Source organism: Arthrobacter methylotrophus (assembly GCF_039539965.1).
Classification (GTDB): Bacteria; Actinomycetota; Actinomycetes; order Actinomycetales; family Micrococcaceae; genus Arthrobacter; species Arthrobacter methylotrophus.
In genome coordinates this window covers 2358815-2374858 of record NZ_BAABED010000001.1, presented here as the reverse complement: position 1 = coordinate 2374858, position 16044 = coordinate 2358815, and the positions used below count along the sequence as shown (strand labels likewise).

Annotated in this window: 15 protein-coding genes, 1 pseudogene and 1 riboswitch; of the genes and pseudogenes, 6 read left to right on the top strand and 10 right to left on the bottom strand. The window is 62.5% G+C overall.

Going from position 1 to position 16044, the window contains the following annotated elements; genetic code table 11:
• Positions 1 to 162: 162 nt before the first annotated feature.
• The 4 genes and pseudogenes from ABD884_RS26205 to ABD884_RS12515 form a co-directional block, all read right to left on the bottom strand.
• On the bottom strand, positions 163 to 435 hold the full coding sequence (locus ABD884_RS26205) for a TNT domain-containing protein (RefSeq protein WP_376954202.1): 273 nt from the start codon (positions 433 to 435) through the stop codon (positions 163 to 165).
• Positions 432 to 3041 (bottom strand): Tn3 family transposase, encoded by a 2610-nt coding sequence (locus ABD884_RS12525; protein ID WP_345046088.1) that lies wholly within the window; start codon positions 3039 to 3041, stop codon positions 432 to 434. The genes ABD884_RS26205 and ABD884_RS12525 overlap by 4 nt, the downstream gene beginning before the upstream one ends.
• Positions 3026 to 3760 (bottom strand): annotated as a pseudogene (locus tag ABD884_RS12520) (VIT1/CCC1 transporter family protein). Before ABD884_RS12520 ends, ABD884_RS12525 begins: the two are co-directional and overlap by 16 nt.
• A 137-nt stretch (positions 3761 to 3897) precedes the next feature.
• Positions 3898 to 4554, bottom strand: a complete 657-nt coding sequence (locus ABD884_RS12515; RefSeq protein WP_028267036.1) for a DUF1345 domain-containing protein — start codon at positions 4552 to 4554, stop codon at positions 3898 to 3900.
• A 92-nt stretch (positions 4555 to 4646) separates the two neighbouring features.
• Between ABD884_RS12515 and ABD884_RS12510 the strand changes: the two genes are divergently transcribed.
• A complete protein-coding gene (locus tag ABD884_RS12510) occupies positions 4647 to 4820 on the top strand; it encodes a hypothetical protein (RefSeq protein WP_345046087.1) in 174 nt (57 codons plus the stop codon).
• Between the two features lie 310 nt (positions 4821 to 5130).
• On the top strand, positions 5131 to 5778 hold the full coding sequence (locus ABD884_RS12505; protein WP_345046086.1) for an MIP/aquaporin family protein: 648 nt from the start codon (positions 5131 to 5133) through the stop codon (positions 5776 to 5778).
• A 331-nt stretch (positions 5779 to 6109) separates the two neighbouring features.
• Here ABD884_RS12505 and ABD884_RS12500 read toward each other — a convergent pair whose 3' ends face one another.
• The 3 genes from ABD884_RS12500 to ABD884_RS12490 all read right to left on the bottom strand — a co-directional run bounded on the left by ABD884_RS12500 (position 6110) and on the right by ABD884_RS12490 (position 9491).
• Positions 6110 to 6400: a hypothetical protein gene (locus ABD884_RS12500; protein ID WP_345046085.1), complete on the bottom strand. Its 291-nt coding sequence runs from the start codon at positions 6398 to 6400 to the stop codon at positions 6110 to 6112.
• Positions 6401 to 6467: 67 nt separating this feature from the next.
• Positions 6468 to 7766 (bottom strand): magnesium transporter MgtE N-terminal domain-containing protein, encoded by a 1299-nt coding sequence (locus ABD884_RS12495; protein ID WP_345046084.1) that lies wholly within the window; start codon positions 7764 to 7766, stop codon positions 6468 to 6470.
• Positions 7767 to 7829: 63 nt separating this feature from the next.
• A complete protein-coding gene (locus ABD884_RS12490) occupies positions 7830 to 9491 on the bottom strand; it encodes an NRAMP family divalent metal transporter (protein ID WP_345046083.1) in 1662 nt (553 codons plus the stop codon).
• 255 nt (positions 9492 to 9746) lie between these two features.
• A riboswitch (M-box (ykoK) riboswitch) is annotated at positions 9747 to 9918 on the bottom strand.
• A gap of 311 nt (positions 9919 to 10229) precedes the next feature.
• On the opposite strand from ABD884_RS12490, the gene ABD884_RS12485 reads away from it, so the two are divergent.
• From ABD884_RS12485 to ABD884_RS12465, 4 genes are all read left to right on the top strand, one after another.
• Positions 10230 to 11612 (top strand): NRAMP family divalent metal transporter, encoded by a 1383-nt coding sequence (locus ABD884_RS12485; protein ID WP_345046082.1) that lies wholly within the window; start codon positions 10230 to 10232, stop codon positions 11610 to 11612.
• A gap of 47 nt (positions 11613 to 11659) precedes the next feature.
• Entirely contained in the window at positions 11660 to 11857 is a 198-nt protein-coding gene (locus ABD884_RS12480) for a hypothetical protein (RefSeq protein WP_345046081.1), read from the top strand.
• Positions 11858 to 12140: 283 nt separating this feature from the next.
• Complete coding sequence (locus ABD884_RS12470; RefSeq protein WP_345046079.1) at positions 12141 to 12305, top strand: hypothetical protein; 165 nt, start codon at positions 12141 to 12143, stop codon at positions 12303 to 12305.
• A 175-nt stretch (positions 12306 to 12480) separates the two neighbouring features.
• Positions 12481 to 12945, top strand: coding sequence for a phage tail protein (locus ABD884_RS12465; RefSeq protein ID WP_345046078.1), 465 nt, complete (start codon positions 12481 to 12483; stop codon positions 12943 to 12945).
• 124 nt (positions 12946 to 13069) lie between these two features.
• Here ABD884_RS12465 and arfB read toward each other — a convergent pair whose 3' ends face one another.
• From arfB to ilvD, 3 genes are all read right to left on the bottom strand, one after another.
• Positions 13070 to 13492 carry an alternative ribosome rescue aminoacyl-tRNA hydrolase ArfB gene (gene arfB, locus ABD884_RS12460; protein WP_345046077.1) on the bottom strand — a complete coding sequence of 141 codons (423 nt, stop codon included), beginning with the start codon at positions 13490 to 13492 and terminating at the stop codon, positions 13070 to 13072.
• An 82-nt stretch (positions 13493 to 13574) separates the two neighbouring features.
• On the bottom strand, positions 13575 to 13988 hold the full coding sequence (locus ABD884_RS12455) for a hypothetical protein (RefSeq protein ID WP_345046076.1): 414 nt from the start codon (positions 13986 to 13988) through the stop codon (positions 13575 to 13577).
• Positions 13989 to 14134: 146 nt separating this feature from the next.
• Positions 14135 to 16003 carry a dihydroxy-acid dehydratase gene (gene ilvD / locus ABD884_RS12450; RefSeq protein WP_345046075.1) on the bottom strand — a complete coding sequence of 623 codons (1869 nt, stop codon included), beginning with the start codon at positions 16001 to 16003 and terminating at the stop codon, positions 14135 to 14137.
• Positions 16004 to 16044 lie beyond the last annotated feature (41 nt).

The following is a 16044-nucleotide window of genomic DNA, read 5'->3' as shown; positions in this document are numbered from 1 at the left end:
ATACTTCTTCGGCCACATGGTCTCCTCGCTCTGAGTAGTACACTGCCCATTCGTAGCCGCGATTTTCCAAAATGTGGGCTTCCGGGGCGGGGCCCCCGTTTAGATCGTAACTGAAGGGATAGAACCCTTCAGTCAGCAGAATCTGGTTCAGCTCGGACCGATTCATTTGCCCACCTCTTTCAAGAAACCATTGTCGATCAGGGTCCTTACGTTTTGGGGGAGAACGTACTGAGTTCCATACCCTGGCTGTCCGAACGCGGGGGCGATAGTTCCCTGAAGCACCCTAAGGTCCCTGGTTGTCTCATAAATGGAATAGTCACCCTCTAAGGCGTGCGGAGGCAATGCGCGCTGCCACAGCGGAATGCCCTCGGGGGACGTGAATCTACCATATGGCGAGCCAAATCGGTCGATTCGGGTGCCAGCAGGAAGGGTCACTGCAGTCCCGAGTTGATTTCGCGTCGCAGGCCTTCGCTGGCGAGGTAGTCGGCGGCGAAGATTGTCCGCACGGCCCGTCCGAGTTCCTCCAGGGCCTGGTAGGTGGGGTGTTTGGGCCCGCCGCGGGTGAAGCGGCGCAGGATCGTCTCCGATTCGGCCGTGCCGAGTTTGAGGGCGGTGGCGTATTTGACCATCTGGTCATATTGCTGGGCGATAAGATCCCAATTGATCGGACGAGACAACACGTCATTGATCTCGGCGTAGGCTTCGTCGTTGCTGGTCCGGTAGAGGCGGATGGAGCCGATGTTCTTCAAGCGCGGCAACAGCCGGAAGCCTAGGAGCTCGGTGAACGCGAACCCCACGATCGAGGCGCCGTGGGTGTCAACGTAGTTCGCTTCGATCTCGGCGTCGGTGTCGTGGCGCAGGATTCCTTCGATCATGGCAGCAACCTCGGAGGAGGAACAGTTCTTCAGCTGGGAATAGATGCAGGTCGATTTCTTCTCCACGTGCCAGTAGATCATCACTCCGGGCCCGCCGTAACGGTTGTGCCACTCGGTCATCAGGTTCGATTCCCAGGACCCGAACTTCTTCGAATCCGAAGCACAGGCATTCCCTTCACCCCACCAGTTAGGGTTCCTGGCCTCGAACGTGGCGTTGACGACCTTCACAATCGCCTGGCGCAGATTGTCCTTCGTAATGAATGTCCGGCGGACATGGCGTAACTCCCGCTCCGTCTCCCCGTGACCGCCGGCGTCAGTGACGGCTTTGATGCCCATGTTCGTCCCGAGTCCGAACAAACAAAGCAGCAGACGCTTACGCAGCGTGTCACGGTCAAGGACCTCGCGGGAGGCAACGGAGACGAATTCCCCGGTAAATCCGGTCAGGAAGTCCGCTTCCTTGAGGACTTCCAGCAAGTCCAGGGTGCCCCACCTCGCCAGGACCTCGTCCTTGAGTTTGCCTAGATTCGCTGGCTCTTCGAGTTTTTCCAGCTTGGGCACCTTTATCCACGGCGCACCGCGGCGTTTGGTGATCCTCACCCCGCCAGTAGTATCGGCCAGCAGACCGTTATCCAGATGCTCCAGTGTCCTGGTCATTCTGGACTGAAGATCAAAAATGAACCTGGCCGGATCCAACGGCTTCCGCAAAGCCTCGTAATGAAGCTCGCGGGAAGCGTCGAAGTCCTGGGGAAGATCCTCTTCCGGATCCCGCCACTTCCCGGCCCCGTCAACGAAAACCTCGCGACGGCGCAACGCACCCCGTAAAGACACCAGCAGGCAAAGCTCGTAGGGTATCCGCTCAATCCTGCCCTTCTCGTCCCGGACAGCGCCCTCCCAGGACCGGGGAACCACCCCCGCAACCGGGACTACCTCGCCTGGGGCGAAGAACTGGCTCTTGCTTCCAGCATCCGCGTACCGTTCCAGCAACGCGATGGCATCCATGATCGGCCGGAACGCCGTGTTATGGCACCGGAACCGCAGCACGGACAGCAACGCCGGCAGCATCCGCCGGTAATGATTCGAGTACGAACCCCGCAACACGGTCCGCACCTTGCCCTGGAACACAGTCTCGTTGGCTTTTGCCTCCTGGACCAGCTGCCGCAGGGTCTTCTCACTCACCACCGGGAACACGGTCTTCCGGACCGTCTCATCCGGGCATGCAACCGCTGTCTCAGCGAGTTTGAACAGCAAGGCCGTCTTCCCATGGACCCTTTGCAGGTCCTCGGTCAGTTCTTTCTCGACCTTCTTCACCGCGCTGGTATTGATCTTCAACACCAGGACCAGCAGCAGATCGATCAGGCAGTCAGCGATCTCCGCCGTGCGTTGATGACACAACGCCGCCAAGAGCGTCAACCGCACCGGGCGCGGCGCGTTCCAGAAGTCCGATGGATACATCCGGGCCGCCCTGGCCCGCCACGCGCTCACGACCTTCTCCGACACCCCGGCAAACAAGCCGGGCGCTAAATCAAGAGCCTGGGCTGCTGAAAGCTTCTCCACTTCTGCCAGCAACGATTCCAAACCAGCCGGGCCCGGATCAGTCTTCAACACCGACAACAGAGAACCCGCTGTTCCATCAGCTACGAGGGCCTCCAGACCAGCAGCGCCGTCCTGCCCCAGAACCTTGACGACATCGGCACGCAAGCGCTGCTCAAACAACGCCCGGCCAGCACCAACAATCCTGCCCGCACGCCCCGGCGGCTCAATACGCTCCTGACGGCACCGGGACAACAAAGCCTCCACAAGCGCAGACTCACGAACCTCCGACGGGCACACCCTCTCCGCCAACCACCCAGCCAGCCGGGCCTCATCAGCGGAGGTGAACTCACGGAATCCAAAATGGGACCTCTCGGCCCGGTGGTATTTGATTGAACGCCCATCCCAATAGGGACCCAGCGCATCGATAGGAACGGAAATCTGTGCTGCTACATAGTTCAAAGCTCCCAGTGGAAGATCAGAAGGCCCGACCGGAAACCTGGCATGTTGCTGAAAAAACTTCAGCAACACAGCAAACCCTGCCCGAATCGCTCCTGACTTCCGGCCCATCAATGCCACATCGTCATCAACCAGCGTCCACGAATCAAGAAGTTCACTCGTCAGCTCAAGGCCCATACCCAGAACTCAACCACACCTAGATTGCCCCTGAAGACACCTTCAGGAGTACCGGGCCGTGCAAGGGCACCCCCGACGACGATGTGGACAGTGGCCCGGGCCGCGCGGCTGCCGCCGAGCTTCGCGCCCAGGACTCCGGTAAAGGCCAGGGCGAGCAGGACCACGACGAACGTCATCGGCACCCGAAGCTGCTGGGTGGACAACAGGATGGCCGCCAGCGGGAGCACTCCTCCCGCGGTGAAGGCGATCGCCGATGCCATGGCGGCACTCCAGGGACTAACCACTTCGTCTTCTTCAATGTCCAGTTCGGCGGAAAGGTGCGCGGCAATGGCATCCTTGTCCGTCAGTTCCCGGGCAACCCTCTCGGCGGTCGGGTGGATAGTCCTTTTGCCTCGTAAAGACCGGAAAGTTCAGCCAGCTCCGCCTCGGAGTGTCCGTGAGTTTGGCTTTTTCCTTGTCGATCATGGCGCGCTGGCTGTCACGATGGCTACTGACCGATACGTATTTCTCCCAGTACCATCGAAATGGCACCGCCCACGAGGCCGCGACGCCGGCAGTGAGCGCCGGGGCAGCCGCCGGGGTGGCCCGGCGACACCCACGACGATCGCGGCCACGGAAACGATCCCGTCGTTCGAGCCCAGTACCCCGGCCCGAAGCCAGTTCAGCCTCCCGGCCAGGCCACCTTCGGCATGGGGTTCATCCGCATGCTGCCCCGGCAGGTCGGACGGCCTCTCCTCGTTTGACGTGTCCGAAGTCAACCACGGCGACCAGCCCGGGCCTGCCCCGGCCGTGTCGTGGTTACCCCCGTTGGGTATACACGGGGAATCACGGGCCATGAACAGGTGCCAGGGTTGGGTCAGTGAACGAGCCCGGAGACGAGGTTTATGACCGTTGCAAGCACGATGGCGCCCAGAACGTAGGAGAGCAATGCCTGGCGGAGGGCCGTATAGCGGATCTGGTCCGTTGTAAGGTTTGTGTCCGAGACCTGGAAGGTCATGCCGATGGTGAAGGAAAGGTAGGCAAAATCCATGTACCGGGGCGGCTTCTTCTCGTTGAAGTCCACACCATCGGCTTCCCTGTAGTAAATGGTTGCGTACCGTAGCGTGAAGAGCGTTTGCACCAGGAGCCAGGACAACGTGACGCTGCCCAGTGCCAGGGCAATGATGGCCGCCTTCAAGCCGCCTTGGGCTGATCCGGCCTCCAGCAGGATCAGGGCGACCCCGCCGAAGCTGCCGATGGTGGCCGCGAGCACCAGCAGGTCTGAGACAACACGGCCGGGATCCTCACCTCTGGCGCGGGCGTGGGCCTCGGTGCCGGCAGCATCCAGGGTCCCGATGACAGACCAGACCCAGATTAGGTACGTCAGTGACGCGGTCGCCCATCCCAGCGCGGGGGCATAGGCCCAGGACATGAAGTTCCCGACCGCAAGCGCGACGGCCAGCCCCACGCCAGCCATGGCGGTCAGGTGGATGCCCGAGCGGTGGACAGGAGGTTTGAAAGTAGAAATGCTCATGGCCTGATCATGACACTCCGACGCCGCGATGAAGGTGTGCCTGCTCTGTGCCGCCGCCACCCTCCGGAACCGCGGGCGGCTGTCGGAGCACAGTGGCAGGTTCTACTGGCCGTTTCCGGCGGTGGAGAGGATCCGCACCACCGGCAACACCGGAAGCCCTGGAGCAGGCGGACACCGTGTCATTCAAGGCCAAGTACCTTCTGCGGGCAGCCGGGCTGTCGCTGTTGCCGGCCGATGACCAAGACGTTGCCAAGAAACTCGCCTGAGTCGCGGCCGGGACGGCGCTCTCGCTGTGCCTGATCATCCTTGGGAGCAAGAAAGCCGGGATGACTGCCCGGATTGTCGACGGATACCATCGGATCTACGCGTCCTATCATCTGAGCGAAGACACCGTCGTTTCCGCGCGTATCGCCGGATTCTAGACCGGACAGATGCTGGCACGAGACGCGGAAAGACGGTCCGGAGGGCGGAGGCACCCGGGCCTCTCTCCAGGACCATCGCACGATCCGGGCCTTCAACAAGCCCGGCAACCAATCGCGCCGGCTTTTCGGTGAGTTCCTTTGAACTTATCTTCTGGTGTTGGCCGCGGCCGGCGCAGACGTTGTAAACACAGCCACGCGCGGAGGCCTCGGGCACACGGCCATCACGATGACGCCGGCGTTGACCATCATCGCCGTCGTTCTCTTCATCGGCCCCGTTTCCGGGGCTCACCTGAACCCCGTCGTGAGCTTGGCGTTCGCACTGCGCCGGGACTTTCCGCGGCCAAGAGTCCCCGGCTATATACTCGCCCAGACTGCCGCCGCCATGCTCGCCGCCGCCACGCTGGCCGTGTTTGGCCACAACGGCAAGGACGGGATGACGGTTCCAGGCCCGGAATTCACCGACTTTCAGGCATTCACCCTGGAAGTCCTGCTGACCGCGGGGCTGGTCAGCACCGTCCTCGCCGTTGCCTCCGGGGCGCAGAACTTGGGCGCGGTGTCTGCATTCGGGATCGCCGCGTACATCGTCATGGCCGGACTGTGGGGACCCGTCAGCGGAGCGTCAATGAACCCGATCAGGTCGTTCGGTCCTGACCTGATCACTGGAGATTTCAGCCGAATCTGGATCTACGCCGCCGGCCCGGTCGCTGGCTCCGTCCTCGCAGTGGCCATAGCGCGTGTCCTGCGGGGCCGGGGCAGCCAGGCCGCCGCCGAAAAAGCCGCCCAGGGCTCCCTGCCCGGTTGAGCCAGGGATCCAGGCTGAAGACCTTTGACCTGTCACACGGACTGCTCACGCCCGTTCCGCGCACGGGTCATCCACGTTGACCTGCGGTTTCACCGCTTGGTCCATCTGCGGCAACCCCTATTCGACGCAGGGATGTTGCCGCCTTGGAGGGCTCCCGTGGAGTCGGCGTAAGTGCTATTGCTGGGGGCCGGGGTTTCGGGTGCTGGGGTCGCCGGCGCCGGGACCTGTGCCGGGTCCGGGACGGTGGTGCTTGCACCGGTCGCGGGTTGCGTTGCCGGGGAGATGACGAAGCCCGTGATCGGCAGGGTCGGGAAGGAAATGTTTCCTCCGGTCAGCGAGGTTGCTTGCTGCGTCCGGCGTCGCGAGCTGCTTGGTATGTGGCGTCGTCATCGGCTTTACCGGCCTTGATCAGGGAGGTTTTCGCGGCGTCGAACCCGTAGCCGTAGCTTTCCTTGCTCAACTTCTGGACATCCTCGCCGTTCAAGGCCCGAACGGTGGAGGTTTGCGTTGAAACTGAGCGCGGTACTACCCACAGACACGACCACACCAGGGACGAGTGCCGCCACGGCCAGTGCGGCGTCGAGGACAATCCTGCGACGGCGGACCCTTCGGTCCAGATCACGTTTCAGGAGTTGCTCATACAGACGGCGGTGGCTCGTTGTGGGGTTCAGCGATCGGGTCCTTGTTTCCTAGTGGCTGGTGCGTGTTTCGGACTCGACGTGGTTGCTGCCGGTAGCTGCGCGGTTGTGTTCGCGGCGGGCCCAGTCGTCCGGGATCGCCGCTTCGAGGGCGTCGTCAACGGTGATAACGCCGAGAATCCGGCGTTCGGCATCCAGTACGGGGAGGGTGAGCAGGTTGAAGTCGGCCATCGTGGTGGTGACTTCGATGATGTCATCGCCGGGTTGTGCGCTGACAGGTTCGGGGTCGGCCACCTCGCCAAGGGTCTTGCTCGGGCTGGATTGCAGAGCCTGGACCAGGCCGATGACGCCTGCGAGTGTTCCGTCCGGGTGGAGGGAATAGATAGTTGTCAGTGCTTCCGGCTGTTGGGCGGTGGCAGTTCGGACACTGTTGATCGCCTCCGCGACGGTGGTGGTTGAGGGAAGGGCCGTGTAGTCGGTTCCCATCAGTCCGCCGGCCGTTGCGTCATGGTAGCCAAGGAGCGCCATGACTTTGGCGTGCTGGGTTGGCGGCAGGAGGGCAAGGATCGCTTTGCGACGTTCCTGGGGCAGGTCCATGACAGCATCTGCGGCATCGTCGGCGCGCATGTGGGCCAATACGTCCGCGACGTCCTGGTCACTGCGGTCCTTCAAGATCCGCGACTGGCGGTCGTCATCGAGCTCCTCAAAGACATCCGCCTCAAGCTCGGGATCCTTATGTACCTGTGCCAGGAGTTCGTGCTGTTCTTTGTCAGAGGAGTCTTCAATGAGGTCAGCGATCTGGGCCGGCTTCATCTTGCGGAATCGTGCAGAATCCGAGCGCACCTTGCTGGAGTCCTTGTGACCGATGAGGGGCAGGAACTGGTTCCAGTCGCGGGAGGCGTGGGGCTTGTGGCTGCGCTCGGTCCGGAACCACCGGGGCTTGTGGACGTCGAGTCCGGTGGCCTCCCAAGTGTCTGCGTTCTGGCTGAGTTCGATGTCGTAGGCCCTGACCATGATGGTGCGTTCAATGTCGATGAGCCGGTGTCCGAGGACGTCTTCCTGGAGCAGGACTTCGCCTTCGCGCCGGCTGAAGGGGCGCAGGTCCAGCTTGGTGGTGCGCAGCCGGATGCCGTAAGCCTCGATGCCTGCCACGTCCTCGACGGTCGTGAAGATCTGGGTGTTGCCCACACTGACGACCAGACCGCTGAGTGTGGGGTAGACCCCGTCGCGAAGACGGACGATCACGTCGGCAAGGACGCCGATCTGGTTGCCTTTGGAGTCGAGGACGGGCTGGCGCAGGAGGGTTGAAAGCATGAAGCGCGGTGCGCTGGAAGTGCCGTTGGTGCTCATCGGTGGGAGCCTTTCGGGAGAAGGGGCTTGACGGGCCTGTTGTGGAATCTACGCCCTGGGCGTTCAGCCGCCAATAGCCAGCTGAACCACACGGACAATGACCAGGATCATCGCGACCAGGAGGTAGGCGCGCAGGACCGTGAGCCCGGCCCTGCGCGCTGTGGACACTTTCGGTGCCTCGAGGAGCGTCAACGGGGGCATCCTCCATTCGCGGCGCTCGGAGTGGCTGACGGCCTCGCGGGCGGGCCCGGGACGCAAGGCACGATAGATCACGTAAGCGATGCAGCCGAGCAGGCACGCACCTGCGCCGATGAAGATAATCGCGACAATGGTTCCTCCGGTCATGTCCGGGAACAGCACGCTGGAAGTCAGGACCAGGGACAGGATCACAAGGATCCCAATGATGAACGCGGTGAAGATGTTCAGGAATTTGCCATTGACCCATGGCCCGAGCACTTGCTTGTCGTTACACAGCAACAGCAGGAACACGGTGGCGGACGGCAGCAGCACACCGGCAAGCACCTGGACCCCGACGGTGAGCAGGCCAAGTGGCGCTCCCGGAATCAGAACGACGATGGCCGAGATCAGCAGGATGCCGGCGAAGACAGCGTAGAAACCCTTGGCATCGGAAAACTTGCGGTGCAGGGAGTGTTTCAGACCAAGGACATCACCGAGCGCGTAGGAGGTGGACAGACCAACGGCGGCGGCGCCGATGATCGAAGCATCAATCAGCGCGACGGCGAAGAGCACGCCGGCGGTCTTTCCAACATACTTGCCCAGGCCCTCAGCCACGCCTCCGGCGTCGGTGAAGTTTCCAAACTCAGGCTGGCCGGAGAACGTCGCGGTTGTGAATCCCATGATCGCCCCCGCGCCGACAATGACGATGGCGATACCGATCCAAAGATCAGCCTTTTCGTAGTTGATGAAACGCGGAGTGATGCGCTTGTCAATCAGGTAGGACTGCTGGAAGAACAGCTGCCACGGCGCAATGGTGGTGCCGACGATTCCGATGATGAGCAGCGTCACTGTTGACAGATCCGAACCAGTAGGAACACCGGGGACCACGAAGTCATGAGCCATCTGGCCCAGGCCCGGGTGCACCATCACGATGATCGGAACCAGCAACAGGGACCCTGCCACGAGGATCATGCAGACACGTTCGAAACGCTTGAAGGACCCCGTGGAAGCTGCCCCGACTATGACGGCGGCCGCTACGAGAACGCCGACGACTTTCGGGATGCCCAGATAGTCAAGGCCGAGGCTGATACCGATAAATTCCGTCACGATAGTCAGAGCGTTCAGGATGAACAAGTCGATCACGCTGAACGCGCCCCAGAACTTGCCGAACCGTTCCAGAATGAGGCGTGCGTGCCCAACGCCTGTGACGACGCCGAGCCTGAGCACCATTTCCTGGTTGACATAGAGAACAGGAACCAGCAGCAGGAGCGTCCACAGCAGGGACGTGCCGTAGTTCTGGCCGGCCTGAGTGTAGGTGCCGAACGCTCCGGCGTCGTTGTCTCCGACCATCACGATGAGGCCGGGACCGACGACGGCCAGGAGAGTCTTCAGTTTGGCCTTCCAACCGCTGCCGGATCCTTCCTGATCCATCTTGATGGTGCCGAAGGCGCCCTTGATGTCGCCGATGTGCGCGCTATCAAGGGACGCCGGTGCTTTGTGTGCCGCAGGCATTGTGGGCTGCGGACCCGTGGTGATGCTCGTGGGCATGGGTGTCCTTCCCGGGACATGAAGACATCCACCCGTGGCATGCGGAGTGCACTGCCCTCGTGGCGGCCGGGTGGAGTCGCGGGCGACTAGTGGGGGGCGGGGGAACCAAGCGCGGGCTCAAGCCGCGTCAGAAGCTGGATTCAGTGCCGCGCCGAGGCGGCACCGTTGGATCGTTTATGATCATCACTCATACGGTGACCACCTCCAATCGGCGCTCTGCACAACCAGGGAGGAGGCCGGGCATCCCACCCGGCGGTTGCCCCTCCTCGTAAGACCTTTGGCACTTCGCGGCGTGAACCCGGCGTTCCGGGAGCCAATCGGGGCCACCCCTTAATGCCGGGGCGGCCTGTCCTGACCCGGGGCGTCTCTCGACGTTGGGGGTCGCTGGCATGTTTCCGCGAAGGAGCCTCAGCTAACGAACGGCACCTTGCACTCCGATGGTAGAGCACAGGCCAACTCTTGACAAACGGCTTTTCCCCGTTTGTCCCGTGCTTTAAAAACATGCCTTTCGCCGCGCACAGGGTCTAGACGATGTGACTGAATTCACCCGTCGGACAAGAAAAGTGCACCCTCTGCCGTGCCTCGGACATCATGCCATCGATCGCCCGGGTGGGTACCGCGGCGGGCCCTCTCCCGCGTTCCAAATATTTAGGCATGCCATAATTCTCGTATGAGGAGTCCCTTATTTGCGGTGTCGCATCCCGCGGTCCGTGTCTGGTCAGCGGCAGGGTGTGTCCGTTGCCGGCCCGTTTCGGTCCGCCGGGCCGGGTGGTGACCGTCTTGGATACCAACGGTCCGTCCCTGACACGGGAGGATGTTGCCCGGTCCTCTGACCGGGCACGGGTCAGCCGGGCACGGCGGTCCGGTAAGCGGCACCATCTGGTGTGGTTGCTGACCGGTCCGGGGCTGCTGGCCATGCTGGGGGAAAACGACGGACCGAGCATGGTCTCCTATGCCGCGGACGGGGCCAGCTACGGCACCGGGTTCTTCCTGCCCTTCATCGTTGTCCTTTTCGCGATGGCCTACATCTGCCAGGAAATGGCGATGCGGGTCGGCGCCGTGACGCACCGCGGGTACGGAGAACTCGTCCTGCAACGCTACGGCCGTCTCTGGGGATGGTTCGGAGCAGTGGACCTCGTGCTCACCAATCTGGTTACGTTGGTCTCCGAGTTCGTCGCCATCCGTGTCGGTCTGGCATTCTTCGGTCTGGGGGCGCCGGTCGCTGCCGGTTTGGGGGTTCTTCTGGTGGTCCTCACCCTGACGGGGGGACGGTACCGGCGCTGGGAGCGGATAGTTTTGGGACTGGCCATGTTCAACGGCCTGTTCCTGGTCGCTGCGATCATGGTCCACCCGGATCCGGGCGCCATCGGCGAAGCGTTCGCCACTTGGTCGCCCTTACCCACCGGCGGGCTCACAACGCTTCTCCTTCTACTGACCGCAACCATCGGGGCGACCGTCACACCCTGGATGATTTTCTTCCAGCAGAGCGCCTCCGCAGATAAAGGAATAACCCACCATGACCTCAAACACGGCCGTCTGGATACGGCGGTCGGGGCGGGACTGGCCGCGGTCTTTGGCTGCGCGGCCCTCATCGCCGGCGCGGTACTGTTCACCCACGGTGGCGAAGCTATCCAGGGCCTTGCCGGGGCAGGGTTCCCCGCCGCTCTCAGCGCCGTGGCGGGAACACCGGTAGGCACCCTCTTCGCCCTGGGCCTGATCGAAGCCGGGGCGGTAGCGATCCTGACCATCTCGGCCAGCACCGCGTACGCCGCCGGGGAATGCATCGGGGTCCCGGCCAGCTTCAACAGCTCCCACCGCGGCGCGGCGCTCTTCTACGGGGTCAACGTCACTACGGCCCTGATCTCGGCGGCAGTAATCCTGATCCCTGGTGCACCGCTGCTGGCCATTGCACTGAACGCGAATGTGCTGGCCACCGTCCTTCTGCCGGTCACGCTGCTCTTCCTGATGATGCTGGCCAATGACAGTGAGCTGATGGGCAAATGGGCGAACAGGCGCGTGACAAATATTCTCGGGACCCTGGTGATCGTTTTCATTGCCCTCTGTGCGGCCGCCTACGGAATCATCTCCTTCCTCCAGACCATCCACCTCATCCCGGCCTAACCCGTACCCCAGATCCGCGGATCCTCCGCAACTGACAAGGAACCTCGATGAAGCACTTTAAGGACCACAGCGAGGACCCGGCCGCGGTTCTTGAACCGGGCCAGCTGTCCACCGCAAAGTCCCTCCCGGTCGCCCCGGCCGAGCTGAGCCCCGGCACCCGCAGAGCACTGTGGGCGTTACGGATTTTCGTCGTAATGCTGGCCATCCTGGTCACCTACACCTTTGTCGCCCAGCTCACCCGGTAGAGAACAACCCAAGCAGGTTGAAGTCCCCGCCGACCCGCGGAATACAAAGGACCGGTGCGTAACGGGTTCCCGTTGATGAACCGGCTCAGGGCCGGGGCAATCTCCGAAAAGCTGACCTTGCTCTCCGCCCGGTAGAGAGGGATGGAGCCGATGTTCTTCGAACGGGGCAAGAGCTTGAACCCCAGGAGCTCGGTGAAGGTGGAACCCGCGGTCGAGGCACCGTGGTGTCGACGTAGTTCGCCTCGACCTTGGCCCCGGTATCGTAGCGAAGGACGCGATCGAGGTGAAGCGCGAGGAAGTCAGCTTCCTCAAGGAGTTCGAGGGAGTCGAGGGTTCCCCACTTGTCCAGTACCTCATCTCTTATCCGGCATCTCTTATCCGGCCCGGGTTGGCAGGCTCAACGAGTTCTTCCAGCTTGGGTACCACGGGCTTGTGCAGGGCCTCGTAGTCGAGTTCACGGGAACAAGACCGAACGTAAGGATTTCTGGACGGGACCCCGGCATGATTCCCATTTGCAGCTAATTGCCGGGGGCCGATGCAGCTGTACACACAAGGGCAGTCGGACGCCTGTGAAGCACGTAGGCACGTTATCGTTGGTCCAACACATCTAATCAGGAGGGTGCATGCCGTACGTTGTTGACTTCCAGAACGTGTCCACTGCCGGTCTGGAGTCTTCTCCCGTTGCCCATGCGCTTGCCGGGTTGCGCGCCAACGAGGGCCGTTACTACCGGAACAAGTACGGCCACGTGTTCACTGTGAGCCCTGCGAGCGAGGTTCCGGAGGTGGTCGAGCGGGTGAGCCGGATCCTCAAGGACGAGCGAGACATCGTCATCGGCTCACGACCGCTCGAAGCGACCGCCTTCGAAGTGGACGGTTTGCGGATGGCTTATGTGTTCTACGAATCGGGGCTGTCGATCAACGTCATGTACAGCATCGAGGACGGCGGGAAACGGGCGGTCGGATTCAAACTCGCCGATGGCATGGAGATTCCGGAGGAACTGGCATCACGTTTCAAGTTCGCACGCCAAAAATCGAAGCTGGCAGGAGTTATCCGCGGCTCCTATTTCGTGATCAAGGGCGAGTACTGAAGGCTGAAAGCCGGTGGTCAGGGTACTGGCAACGGGGATAAATGCATCGTCGACGGGTAGTTGGCGAATTTTGCATCAATCTGGTCTGGCTTCAATTGCCCATAAAGAAGGTCGGACAGGAGGCCTACTCGGGGGACGGTCGTTTTCGTTGTTGTTTCGTCGCCGCCCGCTGCTCCTTTGCCAGTCGGTGACGACGTTTCGAGTTCCGGGTGGGTTTGGTCGCCCGTCGGGCAGCAGCTTCGGGAGCAAGCCCCACAGCCACGAGGTGTGAGAGCTTGGCCAGGGCGATCTCGCGATTGCGCAACTGTGACCGCTGCTCGGAGGCGGTCACAGTGATCACCCCGGCTATGAGGCGTGGTCCAAGACGGATGACCAGCATCTGCCGCTGGTTATCGGAAAGCGCTGCGGAATCGGCGACATTCCAGGAGAGTTCGGCGCGGCTGTCCGATGTGTTGACGTGTTGACCGCCTGGCCCTGACGAGCGGGAGAACCGCCAGCTAAGTTCCGAGGTGGGAATCGTGAGCGCGGGCGACACTTCGAGATCCATGCTGCAAGCGTTTCACGATTTGGAGCCTACGCGTACCGAGAACCAGCCTGGGTGGTCCGCAAGTCGTTGGGAAAGGACGCGGTCAGTCTTGCCCGTCGAACAGGCGCGTCAGGCAGTCGGTGTAGTTGGTGAGTGTGTCGGCGAAAGTGAGCAGTTGGGGGCCGTCGTAGACGGCGGCCCCCGTTTCGGTGTCTGTTTCGTCGGCGTGGCAGAGGAGCGGTTCACAGCTGATGCCGTTGGCGGTGAGCGTTGCGATTCCCCACGGATGGTTGGGGTCGGCGACGGCGATGCCTGCAGCGTCGAGTGTGTCCCGGAGGACGTATCTCGTGACCGTCCGCCAAGATTGCAAGAACGGGGGCCGCAGCTGTTCGATGAGTTCATCGTCTTTGCTGTCGTAAGCGAGTCCCAGATTCGTAGAAAGCTCGTCCCACTCCTGTGCGTCACGGACCATCAGGTGTCCGGCGCGAAGGCGGGCAATTGTTTCGTTCAACGTCATGGTCAGTCCCCAAACTTCCTATCGTTTCCGGTCCCCGCCTACGACGCAGGACTTCATGGAAGAGAACGGACAGGACCCCCGCATGATTCCCACCTTTAGCCGACTGATCGGAAACTTCCACCGCAGGGTGGACGGAGCCTGGGGGACTATGCGGTGGTGGCGACCGGCAAGGGTGCGAGCGGGACGTGACGCACGGCCCCTTTGTCAGCCGAGAGCGCGAAGGCCGCGTAGGCGCGCAGTGCCTGGGATACGGCCCGCTCGCGGTTGGCTGGCTGGTACCCGGTGGTCGCTTCCAGCAGGGCGCGACGGCGGCCGAGCTCGTCGTCGGACACCTCCACTGTGATGGAACGGGCAGGAATGTCGATGGAAATCGTGTCGCCGTTTTCCACGAGCGCAATCGCTCCTCCCGCGGCAGCCTCGGGGGAGACGTGGCCGATCGACAGTCCTGACGTGCCGCCGGAGAAGCGGCCATCAGTGATGAGCGCGCACTTCGCGCCAAGTCCGAGTCCCTTGAGGAATGACGTCGGGTAGAGCATTTCCTGCATGCCCGGGCCGCCGCGGGGACCTTCGTAGCGAATGACCACCACGTCGCCTGCGACGATCTGCTTGTTGAGGATGGCCTCGACTGCGTCGTCCTGTGATTCGAAGACCACAGCGGGGCCGGAGAATCGGAAGATCGATTCGTCGACGCCTGCGGTCTTCACTACGCAGCCATCGAGCGAGATGTTGCCGCGGAGTACGGCCAGCCCGCCCTCCAAGGTGTGCGCATTGTCGATCGAGCGGACACACCCGTTCTCGTTGTCGGTGTCCAGGGTGTCCCAGCGCTCCGATTGGGAGAAGGCCGTGGCGGAGCGGACACAGCCAGGGGCCGCGTGGAACAGTTCAAGGGCCTCGTCGCTGGCCTTGCCACCTCGGATATCCCAAGCGTCCAGCCAGGAGCGGAGGTCGGGTCCGTGTACGGAACGAACGTCGTGGTTGAGCATCCCGCCTCGGTCCAGTTCGCCCAGGATGGCCGGGATGCCGCCTGCGCGGTGGACGTCTTCGATCAGGTAAGTGCCGTTCGGGGCGACCTTCGACAGGCACGGAGTGCGGCGCGAGATGGCGTCGATGTCCTCGAGCGTGAAGTCTAGTTCGGCTTCCTGGGCGGCGGCGAGCAAGTGCAGGATGGTGTTGGATGAGCCGCCCATGGCGATATCCATCGTCATGGCATTCTCAAAGGCCGCGCGACTGGCAATCGCCCGTGGCAGAACGGATAGGTCGTCGTCGAAGTAGTGGGCATTGGTGATATCGACAATGGCCTTGCCTGCGTCCTGGTACAGCTCGCGGCGGGCGGTGTGGGTAGCGAGCGTGGTGCCGTTGCCCGGCAGCGAGAGGCCGAGTGCTTCGGTGAGGCAGTTCATCGAGTTGGCAGTGAACATGCCCGAACAGGAACCGCACGTCGGGCATGCGTTCTCTTCAAGGCGGAGCAGATCGGCATCCGAGACGCTCTCGTCCACGGCGTCCGCGATCGCGGAGATCAGGTTCAGCCGCTTGCGGACCGTGCCGTCGACCAGGACGGCGGTGCCGCCCTCCATGGGGCCTCCGCTGACAAAGACGGTGGGGATGTTGAGGCGCAGTGCGGCCATCAGCATGCCGGGAGTGATCTTGTCGCAGTTCGAGATGCAGATCAGGGCGTCGGCGCAATGGGCGTTCACCATGTACTCGACCGAATCGGCGATCAGCTCGCGGGAAGGCAGCGAGTACAGCATGCCTCCGTGGCCCATGGCGATGCCGTCGTCGACGGCGATGGTGTTGAACTCGCGCGGGATGCCGCCAGCCTCAATGATGGCGTCGGAGACAATGCGGCCCACCGGTTGGAGATGCGTATGTCCGGGAACGAATTCGGTGAAGCTGTTCGCGACGGCGATGATCGGCTTTCCGAAGTCGGAACCGTTGACGCCAGCGGCGCGGAGCAAGGCGCGTGCGCCGACCATGTTGCGGCCGTGTGTGACAGTTCGTGAGCGTAGAGGAGGCATGCAGGCAGTCAACCAGTGGAAGAGCCAAGAGGGGAAGACGG